Genomic DNA, 18,638 nt, shown 5'->3' with positions numbered 1-18,638 from the left:
ACGCCGGGATGACGAACGGAGTGTCAGGTGTAGGCCGCACCCGCGTTGATCTGATCGATCATCGCGCGGTGCGCGGGCAGCTCGCTCGCGGCGCGGTCGCCAAAGCTCCTGATCCTCGCAAAGATGCGCTCGGCCTCGGCGGTGTCGGGAAACTCCTCGCGCACCGGCGACAGGTCGGTGCGATATTCCATGCCATAGAGGATGTACTGATAGTTGAAGAAGGCGAAGCTTTCGAGGTCGAGGATGAAATCGAACCGCCCCGGCGGACGATAGCGCCATTCCTCGAGCAATTCCTTCAACCGGTCGGGGATCGACGCCGGGTCGCTATTGTCGCGCCAGAAGGCTTCCCCCCGCTGGCTCAGGCAATAATGAAGCTTCAGGAAATTGATCGTGTTTTCGTAACGCGCCGCCATCAACTCGTTGAAGCGCCGCGCGGGCGCGCCGACCGGGCCGTTCAGCGGGAACATCTCGGCAATCATCGCCGCCGCGGTCTCGATCATTACGAGCCCCGTCGATTCGAGCGGTTCGAGGAAGCCGCCCGACAATCCCACCGCGACGCAATTCTTGATCCATGACGCGGGGCGATACCCCGCCTCGAACGGGATCGAGCGGACATTGACGTCATGGCTGCGCCCGCCGGTATAGGCGGCGAGGATTTCGGCGGCGCGCTCGTCGCTCATATGGTCGCTTGAATAGACGCAGCCGATGCCGCGCGCGCCGGCGAGGCCGATGTCCCACGTCCACCCCGCCTCGTGCGCCGCCGCGATCGTATAGCTTTCGATCGGCACGTCGGGGCGGTCATAGGGCAGCTTGCACGCGAGCGCGCGGTCGGTGAACAGCTGGTCGCGCACGCCCCTGAACGGCGATTGCAGCGCGCCGCCGATCAATTCGGCGCGGAAACCCGAACAGTCGATATAGAGGTCGGCGGCCAGCGTCCCATGCTCGGCGGTCACGACATGGTCGATCGCGCCGGTTTCGGGATCGAGCCCGACCCCGGTCAGCGTCCCGCGCAAATGCTGAACCCCCATCGCGCGCGCCTGCGCCGACAGCACCTCGGCCAGCCGCGCGGCGTCGAAATGATAGGCATAGTTCAGCGGGCCGGTGAATTCGCCCTCGCCGGGACGCTTCGGCGCGCGCTGCGCCTCGGCGACGCGGTTCTGGATCGTCATCGCCTCGGCGAACGGCCGCCGCGTCGCCTCATCCTGGAGCAGCCAGTAGGAGACGAGGCTGTAGCCGTCGCCATGATAGGGTGCCTCGAACGGATGCAGAAAATGGCTTGACTGGCCCTCGGCGGGCGCGCGCACCCAGTCGTCGAAACGGATGCCCTGCTTGAACGTCGCCGAGGTCGCGCGCACGAACGCGCTTTCGTCGATGCCGATGAATTGCAGCGTATTGCGGATCGTTGGAAAGGCGCCCTCGCCGACCCCGATGCTGCCGATCTCGTCCGACGCGAGCAGCGTGATCGACAGGCGCGGATTGCGCGGCAGGTCGAAAAAGCGCGCGAGATAGGCGGCGGTGAGCCAGCCCGCGGTGCCGCCGCCGACGATCAGGATCGAGCGTTTTGCCACCGGGAACGCTATCGAGCCGCAAAGCGCTTTCAACAAGCGGTAATTTGCGGCACGCAGAACGGACACGATGAAGACTCTCCGCCCCTATCTGATCTGGTTCGCCGTCGCGGTGCTGCTGACCCTCGGCGCGATACTCGGCATGCAGTGGGTGCGCGATCATCCCGAGCATATTCCGGGCACACCCTTCGAACTCGCGCATCCGCAGGGCTGGGCGACAAACCGCAAGCTGGTGGCGCTGGCAAGTGAAGACGGCGCCTGCTTCGCCGCCTTCGACCGCGCCGGCGCCGGCTATCTGCGACGGCCGGCGATCGGAACCGGCGCGTGCCGCGCGAGCCAGCGGATGATCCTGACCGGCGACCGCCTGGTGCCGACGATGCGGCCAGCGGGCGCCGCGCCGAGCTGCGCGGTGACGGCGGCGATGGCGCTATGGAATCGCGACGTGGTCCAGCCGCTCGCGCGAAAGCATTTCGGGCAAAAGGTGGTCGAGCTCGAAAATCTCGGCAGCTATAATTGCCGCAAGATCGCCGGCGAGCAGGCGCAGAGCCAGCATTCGACCGCCAATGCGATCGACATCTCGGCCTTCGTCCTTGCCGACGGCACGCGCATTTCGCTGATCAACGACTGGGCGCCGGGCGACAAGCGCAGCGAGTTTTTGCACGAGGTCCGGGACGAGAGCTGCGGCCTGTTCAGCACCATCTTGTCGCCCGACTATAATCGCGCGCACGCCGACCATTTCCATATCGACATGGCGGCGCGCACGGCGGGCTGGACCGTCTGCCGTTAGGCGCGCCGCCGCCCGCCGGTGCCGGGCACCAGCATCGGCGTTGTCTCGCGATAGGCGACATAATCGGCGCCGAAGGTGTCGATCAGGTTGCGCTCCTCCAGCCGGATCGCGATCAGCATATAGATCGACAGGCCGACGGCGAGCAGCAGATGCCCCGCGGTCATCGCGGGGGTCGCCCAAAAGGCGAGGAAGAAGCCCGCATAAAGCGGATGCCGCACGAATTTGTAGAAGAGCGGCTGGCGCAGCACCGGCGGCGCCGCGGCCCGCTCGCGCAGCGCGAACCACGCCTGCTGCAGCCCGAACAGCTCGAAATGATTGATCAGGAAGGTGCTGAAGAGGACGATCAACCAGCCGAGCCCGAACAGCGCCCACAGGATCGCGGCGCCGAGGGGATTGGTGACGGTCCAGACCGGCGCGGTCAGCTCGTGCCAGAACAGCATCAGTAGGATCAGCGCGAGGCTGGCGAACAGCACATAGGTGCTGCGCTCGATCGTGGCGGGAACGATATGCGTCCACCTGGCCTTGAACGTCGGCCGCGCCATCACGCTGTGCTGGATGCCGAACAGCGCGATCAGCGCGATGTCGATCGCGACCGCCGTCGCGGGCTCCGCCGCGCGCGCGAAATCGACCGTCGGCTGGACGACGGGAAGATTGCCGACGAATGCGATAAGATACAGGAATGTCGCGAAGAATATCGCGTAGCATATGGCCGCATAGGCCAGATAGAAGGCACGAACCATGACAATGCCCCTGCTTCAGGAGGGGCGTTATAGCAGATTTGGCGCGGAAATGCGCGCCTAGACGGTAAAGCTCTCGCCGCAGCCGCACGAGCCCTTGGCGTTCGGATTTTCGAACACGAAGCCCGCGGCAAAGTCGTCCTCGACCCAGTCCATCGTGCTGCCGATCAGGTAGAGCACCGACGCGCCGTCGATGTAGAAGACGCCGCCGGGGGTCTCGATCTTCTCGTCGAACTTCACCTCTTCGGTGACATAATCGACCGAGTAGGCGAGCCCCGAGCAGCCGCGGCGCGGCGTCGACAGGCGCACGCCGATCGCGCCCTCGGGCGCGGCCGCCATCAGCTTCGCGATACGCGCTTCGGCGCCGGCGGTCAGGGCGACGGCGGCAGGGCGTGCGCGGGTCTTGGTCTCGGTCATCAGAGCATTCCCAATTCGAGCCGCGCCTCGTCGCTCATATTCTGCGGCGACCACGGCGGATCCCAGACAAGATTGACCTCGGCATCGCCGACGCCGGGGACCGCGCCGACGCGCAGTTCGACCTCGGCGGGCATCGATTCCGCGACCGGGCAATGCGGCGTCGTCAGCGTCATCGTGACGAGCGCATGGCCGTCGTTGATCTCGACATTATAGATCAGGCCAAGGTCATAGATATTCACCGGAATTTCCGGGTCGTAGATGTCCTTGAGCGCGTTGATCACGGCCTCGTACAGATCGCCGCCGACCGCATGCGGATCGACCGCGGCAGGCTTCGCTGCGAGGAAGCCTTCGAGATAGTCGCGCTTGCGCTCGAGCTTTTCGGGCGCCGTCTCGACGTCCGCGACGCGTGCCTTCGGCGGTGCTTCGACGCTTTCCACTTCCTCGACCTTGATCATCCGGTCCTCACTCATCCGAAAATCCTCTCGACGCGGGCGAGGCCATCGATCAGCGCCGCCACATCGTCGTCATTGCTGTAAACGCCAAAACTCGCGCGCGCGGTCGCGGGCACCCCCAGATGCTCCATCAGCGGCTGTGCGCAATGGTGCCCGGCGCGGATCGCGACCCCGCTTTCATCCAAGATAGTGCCGATGTCGTGCGGATGAACCCCCGCCATCGCAAAACTCACGATTCCGGCGCTGTTTTCAGGGCCGAAAAGCGTGATGCTGTTCTTGCGCGCGAGCGCTTCGCGTAAGCTGCCGACCAGCGCAACTTCATGCGCGTGGATCGCATCGATGCCGATCGCCTCGACAAAATCGACCGCCGCCGCGAGCCCGATCGCTTCGATAATCGCGGGGGTGCCCGCCTCGAAGCGCGTGGGGGCGGGGGCGTAGGTCGTCTTCGCAAAGGTCACGCGGTCGATCATCGACCCGCCGCCCTGCCAGGGCGGCAGCGCGTCGAGCTTGTCGCTCCACAGCACCCCGATGCCGGTCGGCCCGTAAAGCTTGTGCCCCGAGAAGACATAATAGTCGCAGCCGAGCGCCGCGACATCGACGGGCAGACGCGGCACAGCCTGACAGCCGTCGATCAGCAGCTCAGCGCCGACGCGGTGTGCAAGCTCGGCGGCGCGCGCGAGATCGAGCGGGCTGCCGAGCACGTTCGAGACATGCGCGAAGGCGACCATCGTGTGTTCGCTCGTGAGCAGTTTCTCGGCTGCATCGAGATCGATGCGCCCGTCTTCGGTCAGTGGGCAAACATCGACCTGCCAGCCCGCAAGCTGCCACGGCACGATATTGCTGTGATGCTCCAGCACCGACAACAGCACGCGGCCCTTCTTCGGGTGCGAATAGGCGACAAGGTTGATCGCCTCGGTCGCACCGCGCACGAACGCGATTTCATTCTCGCGCGCGCCGATAAATGCCGCGATCCGCCGCCGCGCCGCCTCATAAGCGAGCGTCATGTCGGCCGAACGTGCATAAACGCCGCGATGCACGGTCGCATAATCGCGCCCCATCGCGTTCACCGTCGCATCGATTACCGCCTGCGGCTTCTGCGCCGTCGCGGCGGTATCGAGATAGTGCCAGCCGGGCGTCAGCCCGGGGAAGTCGGCCCTGATGTCCCCCTCCCGCAGGCGGGAGGGGCTAGGGGAGGGCATGTTGGTGGCGGTCACGACGCTCACACCAATTCTCCCAGCTTCGCCAGCGCTAGTTCCTGCAACTGCACTTCATCCTCGGCGCCATCGAACACGCCCGCGACAAATGCCTGCAGCATCAGCTTCTTCGCCTCGCCGGGCGGCAAACCGCGCGACTGGAGGTAATAAAGCCCCATCGGATCGAGCTCGCCGATCGCGCATCCATGCGCGCATTTGACGTCGTCGGCGAAGATTTCGAGTTCGGGCTTGGCGTTGGCGGTCGCGCTGCGGTCGAGCAGCATCGCCTTCACATCCTGCTCACTGTCGGTCTGCTGCGCATCGCGCGCGACCGCGACCTTGCCGAGATAGGTGCCGGTCGCGGTGCCGCCGAGCACCGATCGCACCACCTGCCGCGACGTTGCGCCGGGTTCGGCGTGGGTGACGGTGGTGACGATCTCGAGATTCTGTTCCCCGCCGCCGATCTGCGCCGCGCCGAGATGGAAATCGGCGCCTTCGTGCAGGATCACATTGAGTTCGATGCGGCCGTAGGCGCCGCCGGTATTGAGGATATGCAGCGAAGCCACTGCAGCTTTGCCGAGCACCAGCTCTATCTGGCGGATCGCGCCTTTGTCCTGCACGATCGCGCGTTTGAAATCGCCGCCCGCGGGCACGATGATGCTCTCGGGCGCGGGCAACGGCCACGCCGCGGCGACCGCGTCGATGTCGCTATAACGCCAAGCTTCGTCGCGGCGCGAGGGGAGGGTGGCGCTGGTCAAGCTGCGATCCCCCCCACTTCGTCACCCCGGACTTGATCCGGGGTCCACGCGGTCATGGATGCCGGATCAAGTCCGGCATGACGATGGAAAGAAAGGTGCGTGCTCATCACGCGGCAATCTCCGCATAGCCATGCGCTTCCAGCTCGCGCGCCAGCTCCGGCCCGCCCGACTTCACGATCCGGCCTGCCGCCAACACATGGACGAAATCGGGCTGCACATAATCGAGCAACCGCTGGTAATGCGTGATCAGCAACACCGCCTTGTCGGGGCGCCGCATGATCGCGTTGATCCCGTCGCCCACGGTACGCAGCGCGTCGATGTCGAGGCCCGAATCCGTCTCGTCGAGGATCGCGAGCTTGGGGTCGATGATCCCCATCTGCACCATCTCGTTGCGCTTCTTCTCGCCGCCCGAAAAGCCGACGTTCACGGGGCGCTTGAGCATGTCCATGTCCATCTTGAGCAGCCCCGCCTTCTCGCGCGCCAGCTTCAGGAAATCGCCGCCCGACAGGGGTTCCAGCCCACGTGCCTTGCGCTGCGCGTTGAGGCTTTCGCGCAGGAACTGAACGTTCGACACACCGGGGATTTCGACCGGATACTGGAAGCCGAGGAACAGTCCTGCCGCGGCGCGCTCGTGCGGCTCCATGTCGAGCAGGTCCTGCCCGTCGAAATCGACCGATCCCTCGGTGACCTCATAGCCGGGGCGCCCGCCGAGGACGTAAGAGAGCGTCGACTTGCCCGCGCCATTGGGCCCCATGATCGCATGGATTTCGCCCGCATTGATGCTGAGCGACAGACCTTTCAGGATCGGCTTGTCGGCGACGGTGGCGTGGAGGTTATCTATTTGAAGCATCATATTTCCTCAACGTTTGGGCCGAAGTCCTCTGGTTCTAGTGCTTGGACGGACGACGCGGTGTTGAATTGCCTGTAGGCATCGCCCAACAATCGTCCCAATTCTTTCGGTGGGAGATCATCCCAACCTGGACCTACCATCTTGTCCGAGCAGTCAGACAGGACCCAGCTGAAGACGACCTTCGGCTGGCCCGGAATAGCGCCTTTAAACCAAGGTGGAGGAGAAGCCGGCTTGTCCCGGTCAACATATGCCCTCGAACGTAGGTCGACACATTGTGCCCATGCGGCATGTGGCCCGGATCCATTCCTTAGATTGATCCAACGCAACTCATCGCGATTGCCTGAGCTTGCGCATCCGCTTGAGAAAACCGAGAGCAAGACTAAGAAGGTAGCGGCCTGTCTCACCCCACGGACCCCTCCAAACTAATCCCCAGCAGCTTCTGCGCCTCGACCGCAAACTCCATCGGCAGCTGCTGCAGCACTTCCTTCGCGAAGCCGTTGACGATCAGCGCCACCGCCTCTTCCTGCCCCAGTCCGCGCTGCATCGCGTAGAACAGCTGGTCGTCGCTGATCTTGCTCGTCGTCGCTTCATGCTCGACCTGCGCCGAGGGATTGCGGATTTCGATGTACGGCACGGTGTGCGCGCCGCTGAGGCTTCCCAAAAGCAGGCTGTCGCACTGGGTGAAGTTGCGCACCCCCTCGGCATTCGGCGCGACGCGCACCAGCCCGCGATAGGTGTTGTTCGATTTGCCCGCGCTGATCCCCTTCGACACGATGGTCGAGCGCGTGCGCTTGCCATTGTGGATCATCTTGGTGCCGGTGTCGGCCTGCTGGTAATTGTTCGTCACCGCGACCGAATAGAATTCGCCGACGCTGTCGTCGCCGTTGAGCACGCAGCTCGGATATTTCCACGTGATCGCGCTGCCGGTTTCGACCTGCGTCCACGACACTTTGCTGCGCTTGCCCTGGCACAGCGCGCGCTTGGTCACGAAATTATAGATGCCGCCCAGCCCCTCGGCATTGCCCGGATACCAGTTCTGCACCGTCGAATATTTGATCTCGGCATCGTCGAGCGTGACGAGTTCGACCACCGCGGCGTGGAGCTGGTTCTCGTCGCGCATCGGCGCGGTGCAGCCCTCAAGGTAGCTGACGTACGCGCCCTTGTCGGCGATGATCAACGTTCTCTCGAACTGTCCCGTATTCTCGGCGTTGATGCGGAAATAGGTGCTGAGCTCCATCGGGCAGCGGACGCCCTCGGGCACGTAAACGAAGGTGCCGTCGGAGAAGACCGCGCAATTCAATGTCGCGAAATAATTGTCGTGCATCGGCACGACCTTGCCGAGCCACTTCTTCACCAGATCGGGATATTCGCGGATCGCTTCCGAGATCGACAGGAAGATGACGCCCGCGCGCTTCAATTCCTCGCGGAAGGTCGTAGCGACGCTGACGCTGTCGAACACCGCATCGACCGCGACCTTGCGCGCGCCCTCGACGCCGGCGAGCACCTTCTGCTCCTCGATCGGAATGCCGAGCTTCTTGTAGACCTCGAGGATTTCGGGATCGACCTCGTCGAGGCTGGAGAGCTTCGGCTTCGGCTTCGGCGCCGCGTAATAGTACGCGTCCTGATAATCGATCGGCGGCACGTTGAGCTTCGCCCAGTCGGGCGTCTCCATCGTCAACCAGTGGCGAAACGCCTTCAGCCGCCAGTCGAGCATCCATTCGGGCTCATTCTTCTTCGCGCTGATGAAGCGGACCGTATCCTCGGTCAGCCCCTTGGGCGCGAAGTCGGTCTCGATCGCCGAGGACCAGCCATGCTCATAATCGGCGACCTTCGCCGCGGCATCGTGCGCGGCCTGGTCTTTCACGGGAAGTTCGGTGTTGTCGGTCATATCTCTAACTCGTCGCCCCCGCGAAGGCGGGGGCCGTTGTCGGCAAAGGCTGTGCTGTATTTACAGCGGCCCCTGCCTTCGCAGGGGCGACGGATAGCGTCGCCAAACTAATCTCAGCCAGCGCGCCGCGCACCGCGCCGTTCACGACGCCCCAATGCGGCTGCACCTTGCAGCTGCCCTCGAGCGAGCAATCATGGCGCCCTTCGGCGACGCAGGCGGTCAGCGCGATCGGTCCTTCGACCGCTTCGATGATCTCGGCGACATTGATCGCCGCCGCGGGCCGCGCGAGCCGAACCCCGCCGCCGCTGCCGCGCGACGCGACGAGCAGGCCGGCGCGTGCGAGCTGGCTCACCAGCTTCTGCGCCGTCGGCCCCGGAATGCCGGTCTGTTCGGCCAGCATGCCCGCGTGAATCGGCACCGACCCGCACTGGCGGGCGGCGGCGCTCATCAGCACCACGGCATAATCGGCAAGGTTCGACAGGCGCATCGTATTTTTCCGTCGCAGTTGCGAACGATTCCTAACTGGAGCGAATTACTCCACTTATATAGGCGAGGCTTTTGTGCGGCGCAACCAATGGGGGCTATTCGGTCGCCAAGAAAAAAAGGCACCCATCCGGCCAAAGCCAAATGAGTGCCAAGATGAAGGTCTCAAGTCCTCGTCAGAGGATGAGCTCTTCTGGGTCGCAACGGGGGATTATGCCCGGGCGACGATTCGTGATTGGATGAAAACGCCAAAACGACGGGACAGATAATTTTTGAAGGTTAACGCGGGTTGCGGCGCCAGTACGGACCCTATGTTTCCGAAACGAGCGGGCTGACCCTTCCGGCGAGCTGCTTGCGGCCCTTGGTCGTCGCCTCGGTATAGCTGGTCGGCTTGCCGAGCTGGCCTGGCGTGGCGCCGGCAAAGCGCTTGATCTCGCGGATCAGGTGCGACTGGTCGTAAAAGGCGTCGCCGAGCTGCGCGGCATCGAGCCCTTCGCCGCGTGCCAGCGCCGACGCGGCGCGCACCGCGCGATATTTGCGCGCCAGCATGCGCGGCGACAGGCCGTAATAATGTTTGGTCATCCGTTCGACCGACCGGATCGACATGCCCGTCGCCTCGACCAGTTCGGGAACCTGCGGCGAGGGCGATTCGGTCAGCCATCCATCGACGGTGCGGATGAACCACATCGGCGCGGTCTCGCCGCGGGTCAGCACCTCGCGCGCGAAATTATTGCCGATGACCAGCTTTTCCTCGACGCTCGCCGCACTTTCTAGCGCGGTCGCGACCTCGTCGATCCACGGACCGAACAGGTCGGCGGCGTTCATCGCGCGGTCGGTCAGCTTGTCGGCATCGGCGCCCATCAGCGCCGCCCAGCCCGCGGGCAGCATGCCAAACCCGAACATCTGCGTCGGGCAATTGCTGATCGCGCGCACCCGCCCGCTCGTCGGTCCGACGATATTCGCCCGGCAGACCGGCGCACGGTGATCGTCGGCGAAGACATATTCGCCGTCGGCGGCAGTGACGAAGCGGAACTGCGGGCGGTCGGCGCGCTCATATTCGTCGAAACGCGGCATGTTGACGCGCGCGAAATAAAAGCTCGACACCATCTCCGCCAGATCGGGATCGGGCGGGAAATAGTGCAGTTCGAACGGCGCGCTGCCGTCCACGCCCGCGGGCGAGGAAGTAATATCCGACATGAAGACCCAGACCTTTGGCAACCGTGACCCGGCTGCCTTATTTTTCTGGATCAAATCATTTGCGTTTCGGCCCCGCGCGTCAAGCGCCAATCGTCAATTAGCTTAACCTTTCTGCGCCGCGATCCAGACGTCGACGCGCCGCTCGAGCACGTCGAGCGGCACCGGGCCCGATTCGAGCACGACGTCGTGGAAGGTCCGGAAATCGAACTTGTCGCCGAGCGCCGTCTGCGCGCGGCCGCGCAGCTCCATGATCTTGAGCTTGCCGATCAGATAGGCGGTCGCCTGACCCGGATAGACGATATAGCGCTCGATCGCCTTTTCGATGTCGCCCTGCGGATTGGGCGTATTGTCCTTGAGGTACTGGATCGCCTGCTCGCGGCTCCAGCGCTTGTCGTGAATCCCGGTGTCGACGACGAGCCGGCACGCGCGCCACAGCTCCATGCCGAGCCGCCCGAAATCGCTGTACGGATCGGTGTAGAAGCCCATGTCCTTGGCGAGTTCCTCGGTATAGAGGCCCCAGCCTTCGGTATAGGCGGTGAAGCCGCCGAAGCGGCGGAAGGGCGGCAGCCCGGTCAGCTCGGTCTGCACCGCGCGCTGCAAATGATGCCCCGGAACGCCCTCATGATAGGCGAGCGCCTCAAGCTCGGTCTTCGACATGTCTTTCAGGTCATAGAGGTTCACATAATAAGTCCCCGGGCGCGACCCATCGGGCGAAGGTGACTGATAGAAGGCCTTGCCCGCCGATTTCTCGCGGAACGCCTCGACCGCCTTCACCTGCAGATGCGCCTTGGGCAGCGTGTTGAAGAAGGCGGGCAGCCGTGCCTCCATCGCCTTCACCTTGGCGTCGACGTCGGCGAGATAGGCTTCGCGGGTCGTGTAATAATATTGCGGGCTCGTGCGCAGATGCGCGAAGAATTGCTGCAGCGTGCCCTTGAAGCCAACCTGCGCCATGATCTTTTTCATCTCGCCATGGATGCGCGCGACTTCGGACAGGCCAAGGTCGTGGATCTCGGTCGCGGTCATGTCGGTCGTCGTGTAATTGGCGAGCAGCGCCTCATAATAGGCTTTGCCGTCGGGCAGGCGCCACACGCCGTCCTGCGTCGGCGCGCTCGCCTGCTGGCGCTTCATCTCCACGAGCAGGCGGCCATAGGCGGGGCCGGCGCTTTCGCTCCACGCCGCCTTGGCCGACGCGATGAGTCGTGCCTTTTCGGCATCGCCGATCGCAAGCTTGCCGACCTTCGCCGTGATATCCTCGACCACCGCATTGTCGGGCTTCTGCAAATTGCCGATGTCGGAGATCAGATAGGCATAGACCCACTTCGGCGGCTGGATGCCCTTCTTCGCGCGCTCGGCCGACTGCGCCGACAGCGCGTCGAGGATCGGGCCGAGCCCGCGGATGCGCTCGACATAGGCTTCGGCCTCGGCGACGCTGGCGACGCGGTGGATGTTGATCAGGAAAGCGGGGAGCTGGCTCTGCTCGCCGTTCATCTGGTCGAAGATATAGCCGTGGCCCCGGAACGGGAACAGCCGGTCGGCGCGCGCCGCCTGCGCGTTGAACAGCTCGAACGACAGCGCTTCGTCGACACTCAGCGCCTTGGGGTCGAAGCTTTCGCGCATCGCGGCGGCGGTGGCCTGTCGCAGCTTGTGGCTGGCAACCTCGGCCTCGTCGCTGACGTCGTCCCAGCGGCCATAATCGGCATCGCGAATGCCGCGATACGCCTTGCCCTGCGGGCTCAGCGAGAGCTGCGCGGCGTCATAATTTTCAAAGAATTGCGCAAGGTTCGCGCCGGCGGGGGCGGCTTCGGGGGCGGGCGTCGCGGCTACCGTGGCGGGGGCTTCCTGTACCGCGGCCGGGGCGCAACCCGCGACGGCGAGCAGAGCGAGCCCGGTGGACAGGCGAGCGATTATGCGAAGATGCGACACGAATTTCTCCCGGTTTTTCCGATGACTTTGCTGGTCCCGCCAATAGTCGAGGCGGGGCTTGCCATAGGCCCCGGCTCGGCGCAATGGCGGGCCATGTCGCTTTTCGCCTCGCTCACCGATAGCGCCTATGCGCTCGTCCGCCCCATCGTCCACGCCACCGATGGCGAGGCCGCGCACAACCTTACGCTCAGTGCGCTCCAGCCGCTGCCGCGCGCGCGGCATGCGCTGACCAGCCCGGCGCTCGCGACCGAACTCGCGGGGCTCACATTCCCGAACCCCGTCGGCCTCGCGCCCGGCTTCGACAAGGATGCGCGCGTCGCGCATGTGATGCCGCATTTCGGCTTCGGCTTCGTCGAGGTCGGCACGCTGACCCCGCTGCCGCAGGAGGGCAATCCGCGCCCGCGCCTGTTCCGCCTCGTCGAGGATCAGGCGGTGATCAACCGCATGGGCTTCAACAATGGCGGGCAGGAAAAGGCGGCCGAGCGCATCGCGTGCCTGCGCCGTTATGGCCTGCCGGTGCCGCTTGGCATCAACATCGGCGCGAACAAGGACAGCGCCGACCGCATCGCCGACTATGCGAAGGGCACCGCCGCGATGGCGCCGCTTGCCGACTATCTGACGGTCAATATCAGCTCGCCGAACACGCCCGGCCTTCGTGCCTTGCAGGACAAGGGCGCGCTCGAAGCCTTGCTCGACGGCGTCGCCGCGGCGCAGCCCGCGGGCGCGGCGAAGCCGGTGTTCCTGAAGGTCGCCCCCGACCTCGAGCCCGCCGACATCGACGACATTGTCGCCGTCGCGTTCGACAAGGGGCTCGCCGCCGTCATCGTCTCGAACACGACGATCGTGCGTCCCGCGCTCGCATCGCGCTATGCGGAGGAAGCGGGCGGCCTCTCGGGCGCGCCGCTCGCCGAACTGGCGCTGCAACGCGTCCGGGATTTCCGCACCGCGAGCGGCGGCAAGCTGCCGCTCGTCGCGGCGGGAGGGATTGCCTCGCCCGAACAGGCGTGGGAACGCATCCGCGCGGGCGCCAGCCTGGTCCAGATCTATTCGGCGATGGTCTACGAAGGCCCCGGCCTCGCGGGCCGGATCGCGCATGGCCTCGAAAAGCTCGCGGCGCGCGACGGCTTCGCGCGCGTGTCGGACGCGGTGGGGACGGACCACTAGATCCTCCCTGTCGCGAAGCGATGGGGAGGGGGACCGCTCATCGCAGATGAGTGGTGGAGGGGCGGCGACGTCGCGCGATTGCCCCTCCGTCAGCGCTTCGCGCTGCCACCTCCCCATGCCTGCGGCACAGGGAGGAGCGGTTGGGGTTGCGCTACCTCGACCTCCGCGCCAATGTCGCGCCTATGTTGAAAAAATTCCTCCCGCTCGCCGCCCTTCTTTCCGTCACCGTCTCCTCGCCCGCGCTCGCGCAGGGCGTCACCTCGTCCGCCGATCCACGCGCGACCGAGGCAGGGCGCGAGATTTTGCACCAGGGCGGCACCGCTGCCGACGCCGCGGTCGCGATGGTCGCGGTGCTGACGCTCGTCGAACCGCAGTCGAGCGGAATCGGCGGCGGCGGGTTCATGGTTCACCACAATGCCAAGGATGGCAGCATATCGACGATCGACGGGCGCGAAATGGCGCCCGCCGCGGCAAAGCCCGACCGCTTCCTCGGACCCGATGGCAAGGCACGCGGCTATATGGATGTCATTCCGGGCGGGCTGTCGGTCGGCGTCCCCGGCAATGTCCGCCTGATGGAAATGGCGCACAAGAAATGGGGCAAGCTCGAATGGAAGGCGCTGTTCCAGCCCGCGATCAAGCTTGCCGAAGAAGGCTTTATCGTCACCCCCGCGCTCAATAACTGGCTCGTCCAGTTCGAGCCGATGTGGAAGGAATTTCCCGCCCCGCAGGCGATCTATTATGTCGACGGCAAGCCCGCGCCGGTCGGCACGCGGATCAAGAACCCCGCTTATGCCAAGCTGCTCCGCGACATCGCGGCGCGCGGGCCTGACGCATTTTACACCGGTGCCAATGCCAAGGCGATCAGCGACGCCGTCGCCAAGGCGCCGCGCCACCCGAGCCAGCTCACTGTCAAGGATATCGCCGCGTACAAGGCGAAGGAGCGCCCCGCGGTCTGCACCACCTACCGCGTCTACAAGGTGTGCGGCATGGGCCCGCCCTCGTCGGGTGCGACCACCGTCTTCGGCATCCTCGGTATGATCGAGGGCTGGGACATGAAAGCGATGGGCAAGGACAATCCGATGAGCTGGCATCTGCTCTCGGAAGCGATGCAGCTCTCCTATGCCGACCGCGCCGCCTATCTCGGCGACGGCGATTTCGTCGACGTGCCGGTGAAGGGATTGCTCGACAAAAGCTATCTCGCCGAGCGCCGCCAGCTCATCTCGCCCTTTGGCGCCGCGGGCAAATATGAACCCGGTGTGCCGCCGGGCGCGAAGCCGCGCGCGGCCGCGCCGCCGGTTGAGGAGCAGGGGACGACGCATTTCGTGACTGCCGACAAGGACGGCAATCTTGTGTCGATGACCTCGACGATCGAAAGCATCTTCGGCAGCCAGCTGATGGCGAACGGCTATTTCCTGAACAACGAACTCACTGATTTCGACCTCGCGCCGACCGAGGGCGGGGTGCCGACCGCGAACCGCGTCGAAGCGGGCAAGCGTCCGCTCTCCTCGATGTCGCCGACGGTCGTCTATGGCCCCGACGGCAAGGTCGTGCTCGCGGTCGGCTCGGCGGGCGGCAAGCGCATCATCATGCATGTGACCAAGGTGCTCGTCGGCGTGCTCGACTGGGGGCTCGACGCCAAACAGGCGATGGAGCTTCCCAACCTTTTCTTCGGCCGCCAGGGTGTGCTGATCGAGAATAACGAGGCGGGCAAGGCGATCGCCGCGAAGATGAAACCTTTTGGCTACAGCTTCACCGCGACCAGCCTCGGGTCGAAGCTCAACGCGGTCGAACACACCAGTGCGGGCTGGCGCGGCGCCGCCGACCCGCGCGGACCCGGCAGCTCGTCGATCGACGGGGCGCCAGCGCAGAATTGATCAACGATAATAATAAGAAAGCAATGAAATCTCCCTGGAGAGAGGCAGAATGAAGCTTGAAAATCCCCATCTCGACCATTTTTCGAGTCTGGTCGCGATGTTCTTCGACCGTGCGGGGCGCGGCGGCGAAGATCCCTTTCTGTGGCGCAAGGCCGACCGCGCCTGGCATCCGCTGAGCTGGCGGCAGGTCGCCAATCAGGTCTCGGCGCTCGCGCACGGCCTGCGCGAACTCGGCCTCAAGGAAGGCGACCGGGTGGTGCTGGTCAGCGAGAACCGGCCCGAATGGTGCATCGCCGACCTCGGCATCATGGCCGCGGGCTGCATCACCGTGCCGACCTATACGACCAACACCGAACGCGACCACCAGCACATCCTCGACAACAGCGGCGCGAAGGCGGTGATCGTCTCGACCGCGAAGCTCGCGCGCACGCTGATGCCCGCGGTGATGCGCTCCGAGGCGCATATTGTCATCACGATGGAAAGCCTGCGCGTCGGCCAGCACGGTGAGGTCGCGGTCCACGACTGGGGTCCGCTCGTGGAGGGCGGCGAGGCGTGGGTGGAAGAAACCAAGGCGCGCGGCGCCGCGATGACGCGCGACGATACCGCGTGCCTCATCTACACCAGCGGCACCGGCGGCGCGCCGCGCGGGGTGATGCAGCATCATGGTGCGATCCTGCACAATGCGGCGGGCGCCGCCGAGGTGCTCGTCAACGACTTCGGCATCGGCGACGAGGAAGTGTTCCTGTCGTTCCTGCCGCTCAGCCACGCCTATGAACATTCGGGCGGGCAGTTCCTGCCGATCATGGTCGGAGCGCAAATCTATTACAGCGAAGGCCTCGAAAAGCTCGTCTCGAACATCGAGGAAACGCGCCCGACGATCATGGTCGTCGTGCCGCGCCTGTTCGAGGTGATCCGCGCGCGGATGATCAAGTCAGTCGAAAAACAGGGCAGACTCGCCAACTGGATGCTCAACCAGGCGCTGCGCGTCGGCGAAAAGGATTATGAGCGCCGCATGGGGCTGCTCGATCGCCCCGTCGACCTGATCCTCGACCGCTTGTTCCGCCCCAAGATCGGTAAGCGCTTCGGCGGCCGGATGAAGGCGCTCGTGTCGGGCGGCGCGCCATTGAACCCCGAAATCGGCGTCTTCTTCCACTCGATCGGGCTGACCTTGCTGCAGGGCTATGGCCAGACCGAGGCGGGGCCGGTGATCAGCTGCAACCGCCCGAGCGCCGGGATCAAGATGGACACCGTCGGCCCGCCGCTGATGAACACCGAGGTGCGCATCGCCGACGACGGCGAAATCCTCGTGCGCGGCGAGCTGGTGATGAAGGGCTATTGGCGCAACAAGGCCGAAACCGAGCGCGTGCTGGTCCCGGATCCGGCGGAGCCGGACAAAGGCGCCTGGCTCCACACCGGCGATATCGGTCATATCGACGACAAGGGCCGCATCGTCATCACCGACCGCAAGAAGGACCTGATCGTCAACGACAAGGGCGACAATGTCTCGCCGCAGCGTGTCGAGGGGATGCTGACGCTCCAGCCCGAAATCCTGCAGGCGATGGTCTATGGCGACAAGCGCCCGCACCTCGTCGGCATCCTTGTCCCCGATCCCGAATGGATGGCCGAATGGGCCGAGGCCGAAGGCTTGCCCAAGGATTTGGAGCGGCTGCGCGAGCATGAGAAATTCCGCACCGCGCTGCGCGCCGCGGTCGACCGCGTCAACGGCCAGCTTTCGGTGATCGAAAAGGTCCGCAAATTCGACTTCGCCGACGAACCCTTCACGATCGAAAACGAGCAGATGACGCCGTCGATGAAGATCCGGCGGCATATCCTGAAACAGGTTTATGAGGACAAGATCGCGGCGCTCTATAAGGCATAGCCGCAAAAGATAACCGTCGCCCCCGCGAAGGCGGGGGCCGCTATCGGTGTAGCGCAACATATCCAGCGGCCCCCGCCTTCGCGGGGCGACGCTTTGCAATTGCAGGCGGGGGTGCGACCCGAAGAGCTCGGCGCAAACCGGACCCCGCCCACGACTGAACCTGAGGCTCAGCCTTTGTCCCCCGCCGGTTTGCGATAGGGGACGAATTCGCCAAAAACGCACGTCGGGCCGCGGATTCCGCTCGACCGGTCGACCAGGTGGAAGAAATCGCCTTCGCAGGTCGATGACCCGAACTGACGTACCACCATGATGTCGCTGTCACGGGCAAGACCCGGGCAACTACTCTTCAAGTCATTACGATATACCAGATTGCCGCCGGAACGATAGAGCAAGATGCTGTCCGACACGCGGATCGTATCATTACTTCGGTAATTCGGAAGGCAGCGGACGGGTTCGCCCGGAACCTTGCCCGCGAGCTGCTTGTCGAGCCGTTCGGCCTGTTTGGGGGTAAGCGCTGCGGCGCCGGGCTCGCCCGAACCGGCGGGCGCACAGCTTGCGACCAGCGGCGCGGCCGCGGTCAACAGCGCGGCAGCCATCAGGTTCAGCTTCGCCATGAATATGCTCCTTGAGATCGGCCATTATGGCCCGGACAGATGAATGGGCGCTGAAGCGGCATCATGCCGCATCCTTGAGCGCGCGGATACGGCCGAGTTCAGCCGCGCTCGGCGCACGCAAAAAGGGGTTGGTCGCGCGCTCTTCGCCGATGCTCGTCGGCACCGTCGCCTCGCCCGCCGCGCGCGCGGACTCGACCGCGGCGAGCCGTTCGGCCAGCGCGACATTGTCGGGCTCGACCGTCACCGCAAAGCGCGCGTTCGACAGCGTATATTCGTGCGCGCAATAAACGCGCGTCGCATCGTCGAGCGTGCCGAGCTTCTGCATATTGGCGAACATCTGTTCGGCGGTGCCTTCGAACAGGCGGCCGCAGCCCATCGCGAACATCGTGTCGCCGACGAAGATCGCGGCGCCCTCCGCGAAATGATACGCGATATGCCCCGCGGTGTGCGCGGGCACGTCCCAAACGTCGGCGACATGCTGGCCGAGCCGCACCTTGTCGCCGCCTTTCACCTGCACATCGAGCGTGGGGATGCGCGCATATTCGGCCGCGGGGCCGGTGATCGTACAGCCCGTCGCTTCCTTGATCGCGGCGTTGCCGCCGGTGTGATCGGGGTGCCAGTGGGTGTTCCAGATATCGGTGATCGTCCAGCCGCGCGCGGCGGCCGCCTCAAGCACGGGCTCGGCGACCGCGGGGTCGACGATCATCGTCGCCTTGCTGGCGGGATCGTGGACCAGCCAGACATAATTGTCGCTGAGAACGGGAATACGGACGATGTCCAGCGCAGCCATGATATCTCCTTTCCAGCGTCCCACCCCTTCAAGACGGAGCGGCGACGCCGGTACCTTGATCCGCCTG

The 18,638-nt window shown here is 64.8% G+C and carries 17 protein-coding genes; 4 read left to right on the top strand and 13 right to left on the bottom strand.

Going from position 1 to position 18,638, the window contains the following annotated elements; genetic code table 11:
* Positions 1-23: 23 nt before the first annotated feature.
* Positions 24-1,568 carry a tryptophan halogenase family protein gene (locus tag ATE70_RS03630; protein ID WP_058536973.1) on the bottom strand — a complete coding sequence of 515 codons (1,545 nt, stop codon included), beginning with the start codon at positions 1,566-1,568 and terminating at the stop codon, positions 24-26.
* 67 nt (positions 1,569-1,635) lie between these two features.
* On the opposite strand from ATE70_RS03630, the gene ATE70_RS03625 reads away from it, so the two are divergent.
* Positions 1,636-2,352: an extensin-like domain-containing protein gene (locus ATE70_RS03625; RefSeq protein ID WP_058536597.1), complete on the top strand. Its 717-nt coding sequence runs from the start codon at positions 1,636-1,638 to the stop codon at positions 2,350-2,352.
* Here ATE70_RS03625 and mddA read toward each other — a convergent pair.
* The 10 genes from mddA to ATE70_RS03575 all read right to left on the bottom strand — a co-directional run bounded on the left by mddA (position 2,349) and on the right by ATE70_RS03575 (position 12,250).
* On the bottom strand, positions 2,349-3,092 hold the full coding sequence (gene mddA / locus ATE70_RS03620) for a methanethiol S-methyltransferase (protein WP_058536596.1): 744 nt from the start codon (positions 3,090-3,092) through the stop codon (positions 2,349-2,351). The genes ATE70_RS03625 and mddA overlap by 4 nt on opposite strands.
* Before the next feature lie 57 nt (positions 3,093-3,149).
* Complete coding sequence (locus tag ATE70_RS03615) at positions 3,150-3,506, bottom strand: HesB/IscA family protein (RefSeq protein ID WP_058536595.1); 357 nt, start codon at positions 3,504-3,506, stop codon at positions 3,150-3,152.
* Positions 3,506-3,976 (bottom strand): SUF system Fe-S cluster assembly protein, encoded by a 471-nt coding sequence (locus ATE70_RS03610; RefSeq protein ID WP_058536594.1) that lies wholly within the window; start codon positions 3,974-3,976, stop codon positions 3,506-3,508. Before ATE70_RS03610 ends, ATE70_RS03615 begins: the two co-directional genes overlap by 1 nt.
* Positions 3,973-5,157: an aminotransferase class V-fold PLP-dependent enzyme gene (locus tag ATE70_RS03605; protein WP_156419824.1), complete on the bottom strand. Its 1,185-nt coding sequence runs from the start codon at positions 5,155-5,157 to the stop codon at positions 3,973-3,975. Before ATE70_RS03605 ends, ATE70_RS03610 begins: the two co-directional genes overlap by 4 nt.
* Positions 5,158-5,177: 20 nt before the next feature.
* Complete coding sequence (locus ATE70_RS03600; RefSeq protein ID WP_058536593.1) at positions 5,178-5,909, bottom strand: SufD family Fe-S cluster assembly protein; 732 nt, start codon at positions 5,907-5,909, stop codon at positions 5,178-5,180.
* 106 nt (positions 5,910-6,015) lie between these two features.
* On the bottom strand, positions 6,016-6,759 hold the full coding sequence (gene sufC, locus ATE70_RS03595; RefSeq protein WP_058536971.1) for a Fe-S cluster assembly ATPase SufC: 744 nt from the start codon (positions 6,757-6,759) through the stop codon (positions 6,016-6,018).
* Positions 6,760-7,159: 400 nt separating this feature from the next.
* Positions 7,160-8,647: a Fe-S cluster assembly protein SufB gene (gene sufB, locus ATE70_RS03590; protein WP_058536592.1), complete on the bottom strand. Its 1,488-nt coding sequence runs from the start codon at positions 8,645-8,647 to the stop codon at positions 7,160-7,162.
* Between the two features lie 4 nt (positions 8,648-8,651).
* Positions 8,652-9,134: an RrF2 family transcriptional regulator gene (locus ATE70_RS03585; RefSeq protein ID WP_058536591.1), complete on the bottom strand. Its 483-nt coding sequence runs from the start codon at positions 9,132-9,134 to the stop codon at positions 8,652-8,654.
* Between the two features lie 305 nt (positions 9,135-9,439).
* Positions 9,440-10,327, bottom strand: coding sequence for a helix-turn-helix domain-containing protein (locus tag ATE70_RS03580; protein WP_058536970.1), 888 nt, complete (start codon positions 10,325-10,327; stop codon positions 9,440-9,442).
* Positions 10,328-10,429: 102 nt separating this feature from the next.
* On the bottom strand, positions 10,430-12,250 hold the full coding sequence (locus ATE70_RS03575; RefSeq protein WP_058536969.1) for a DUF885 domain-containing protein: 1,821 nt from the start codon (positions 12,248-12,250) through the stop codon (positions 10,430-10,432).
* Positions 12,251-12,343: 93 nt separating this feature from the next.
* Here ATE70_RS03575 and ATE70_RS03570 point away from each other — a divergent pair, with 93 nt between their 5' ends.
* From ATE70_RS03570 to ATE70_RS03560, 3 genes are all read left to right on the top strand, one after another.
* Entirely contained in the window at positions 12,344-13,414 is a 1,071-nt protein-coding gene (locus tag ATE70_RS03570) for a quinone-dependent dihydroorotate dehydrogenase (protein WP_058536590.1), read from the top strand.
* Positions 13,415-13,596: 182 nt separating this feature from the next.
* Complete coding sequence (gene ggt / locus ATE70_RS03565; protein ID WP_058536968.1) at positions 13,597-15,288, top strand: gamma-glutamyltransferase; 1,692 nt, start codon at positions 13,597-13,599, stop codon at positions 15,286-15,288.
* A 49-nt stretch (positions 15,289-15,337) separates the two neighbouring features.
* Entirely contained in the window at positions 15,338-17,167 is a 1,830-nt protein-coding gene (locus ATE70_RS03560) for an AMP-dependent synthetase/ligase (RefSeq protein ID WP_197411379.1), read from the top strand.
* Positions 17,168-17,334: 167 nt separating this feature from the next.
* On the opposite strand, the gene ATE70_RS03555 is transcribed toward ATE70_RS03560, so the two are convergent.
* Together ATE70_RS03555 and gloB are read right to left on the bottom strand one after the other, a co-directional pair.
* Positions 17,335-17,781: a hypothetical protein gene (locus ATE70_RS03555; protein ID WP_052187219.1), complete on the bottom strand. Its 447-nt coding sequence runs from the start codon at positions 17,779-17,781 to the stop codon at positions 17,335-17,337.
* Positions 17,782-17,842: 61 nt separating this feature from the next.
* Entirely contained in the window at positions 17,843-18,571 is a 729-nt protein-coding gene (gene gloB, locus ATE70_RS03550; protein WP_058536589.1) for a hydroxyacylglutathione hydrolase, read from the bottom strand.
* Positions 18,572-18,638: the final 67 nt, after the last annotated feature.

This window comes from Sphingopyxis sp. H053 (assembly GCF_001468225.1).
Lineage (GTDB): Bacteria > Pseudomonadota > Alphaproteobacteria > Sphingomonadales > Sphingomonadaceae > Sphingopyxis.
Note: the sequence above shows the minus strand (reverse complement) of the source record. Positions and strands in the feature narration are given on the sequence as shown.

Bases quoted from the DNA above. Each gene is read 5' to 3' on its own strand.
- ATE70_RS03615 (WP_058536595.1), bottom strand. From the start codon at position 3,506: ATGACCGAGACCAAGACCCGCGCACGCCCTGCCGCCGTCGCCCTGACC.
- ATE70_RS03555 (WP_052187219.1), bottom strand. From the start codon at position 17,781: ATGGCGAAGCTGAACCTGATGGCTGCCGCGCTGTTGACCGCGGCCGCG.
- ATE70_RS03580 (WP_058536970.1), bottom strand. From the start codon at position 10,327: ATGTCGGATATTACTTCCTCGCCCGCGGGCGTGGACGGCAGCGCGCCG.
- ATE70_RS03610 (WP_058536594.1), bottom strand. From the start codon at position 3,976: ATGAGTGAGGACCGGATGATCAAGGTCGAGGAAGTGGAAAGCGTCGAA.
- ATE70_RS03560 (WP_197411379.1), top strand. From the start codon at position 15,338: ATGAAGCTTGAAAATCCCCATCTCGACCATTTTTCGAGTCTGGTCGCG.
- ATE70_RS03625 (WP_058536597.1), top strand. From the start codon at position 1,636: ATGAAGACTCTCCGCCCCTATCTGATCTGGTTCGCCGTCGCGGTGCTG.
- sufB (WP_058536592.1), bottom strand. From the start codon at position 8,647: ATGACCGACAACACCGAACTTCCCGTGAAAGACCAGGCCGCGCACGAT.
- gloB (WP_058536589.1), bottom strand. From the start codon at position 18,571: ATGGCTGCGCTGGACATCGTCCGTATTCCCGTTCTCAGCGACAATTAT.
- ATE70_RS03585 (WP_058536591.1), bottom strand. From the start codon at position 9,134: ATGCGCCTGTCGAACCTTGCCGATTATGCCGTGGTGCTGATGAGCGCC.
- ATE70_RS03570 (WP_058536590.1), top strand. From the start codon at position 12,344: ATGTCGCTTTTCGCCTCGCTCACCGATAGCGCCTATGCGCTCGTCCGC.
- ATE70_RS03605 (WP_156419824.1), bottom strand. From the start codon at position 5,157: ATGCCCTCCCCTAGCCCCTCCCGCCTGCGGGAGGGGGACATCAGGGCC.
- sufC (WP_058536971.1), bottom strand. From the start codon at position 6,759: ATGCTTCAAATAGATAACCTCCACGCCACCGTCGCCGACAAGCCGATC.
- mddA (WP_058536596.1), bottom strand. From the start codon at position 3,092: ATGGTTCGTGCCTTCTATCTGGCCTATGCGGCCATATGCTACGCGATA.
- ggt (WP_058536968.1), top strand. From the start codon at position 13,597: ATGTTGAAAAAATTCCTCCCGCTCGCCGCCCTTCTTTCCGTCACCGTC.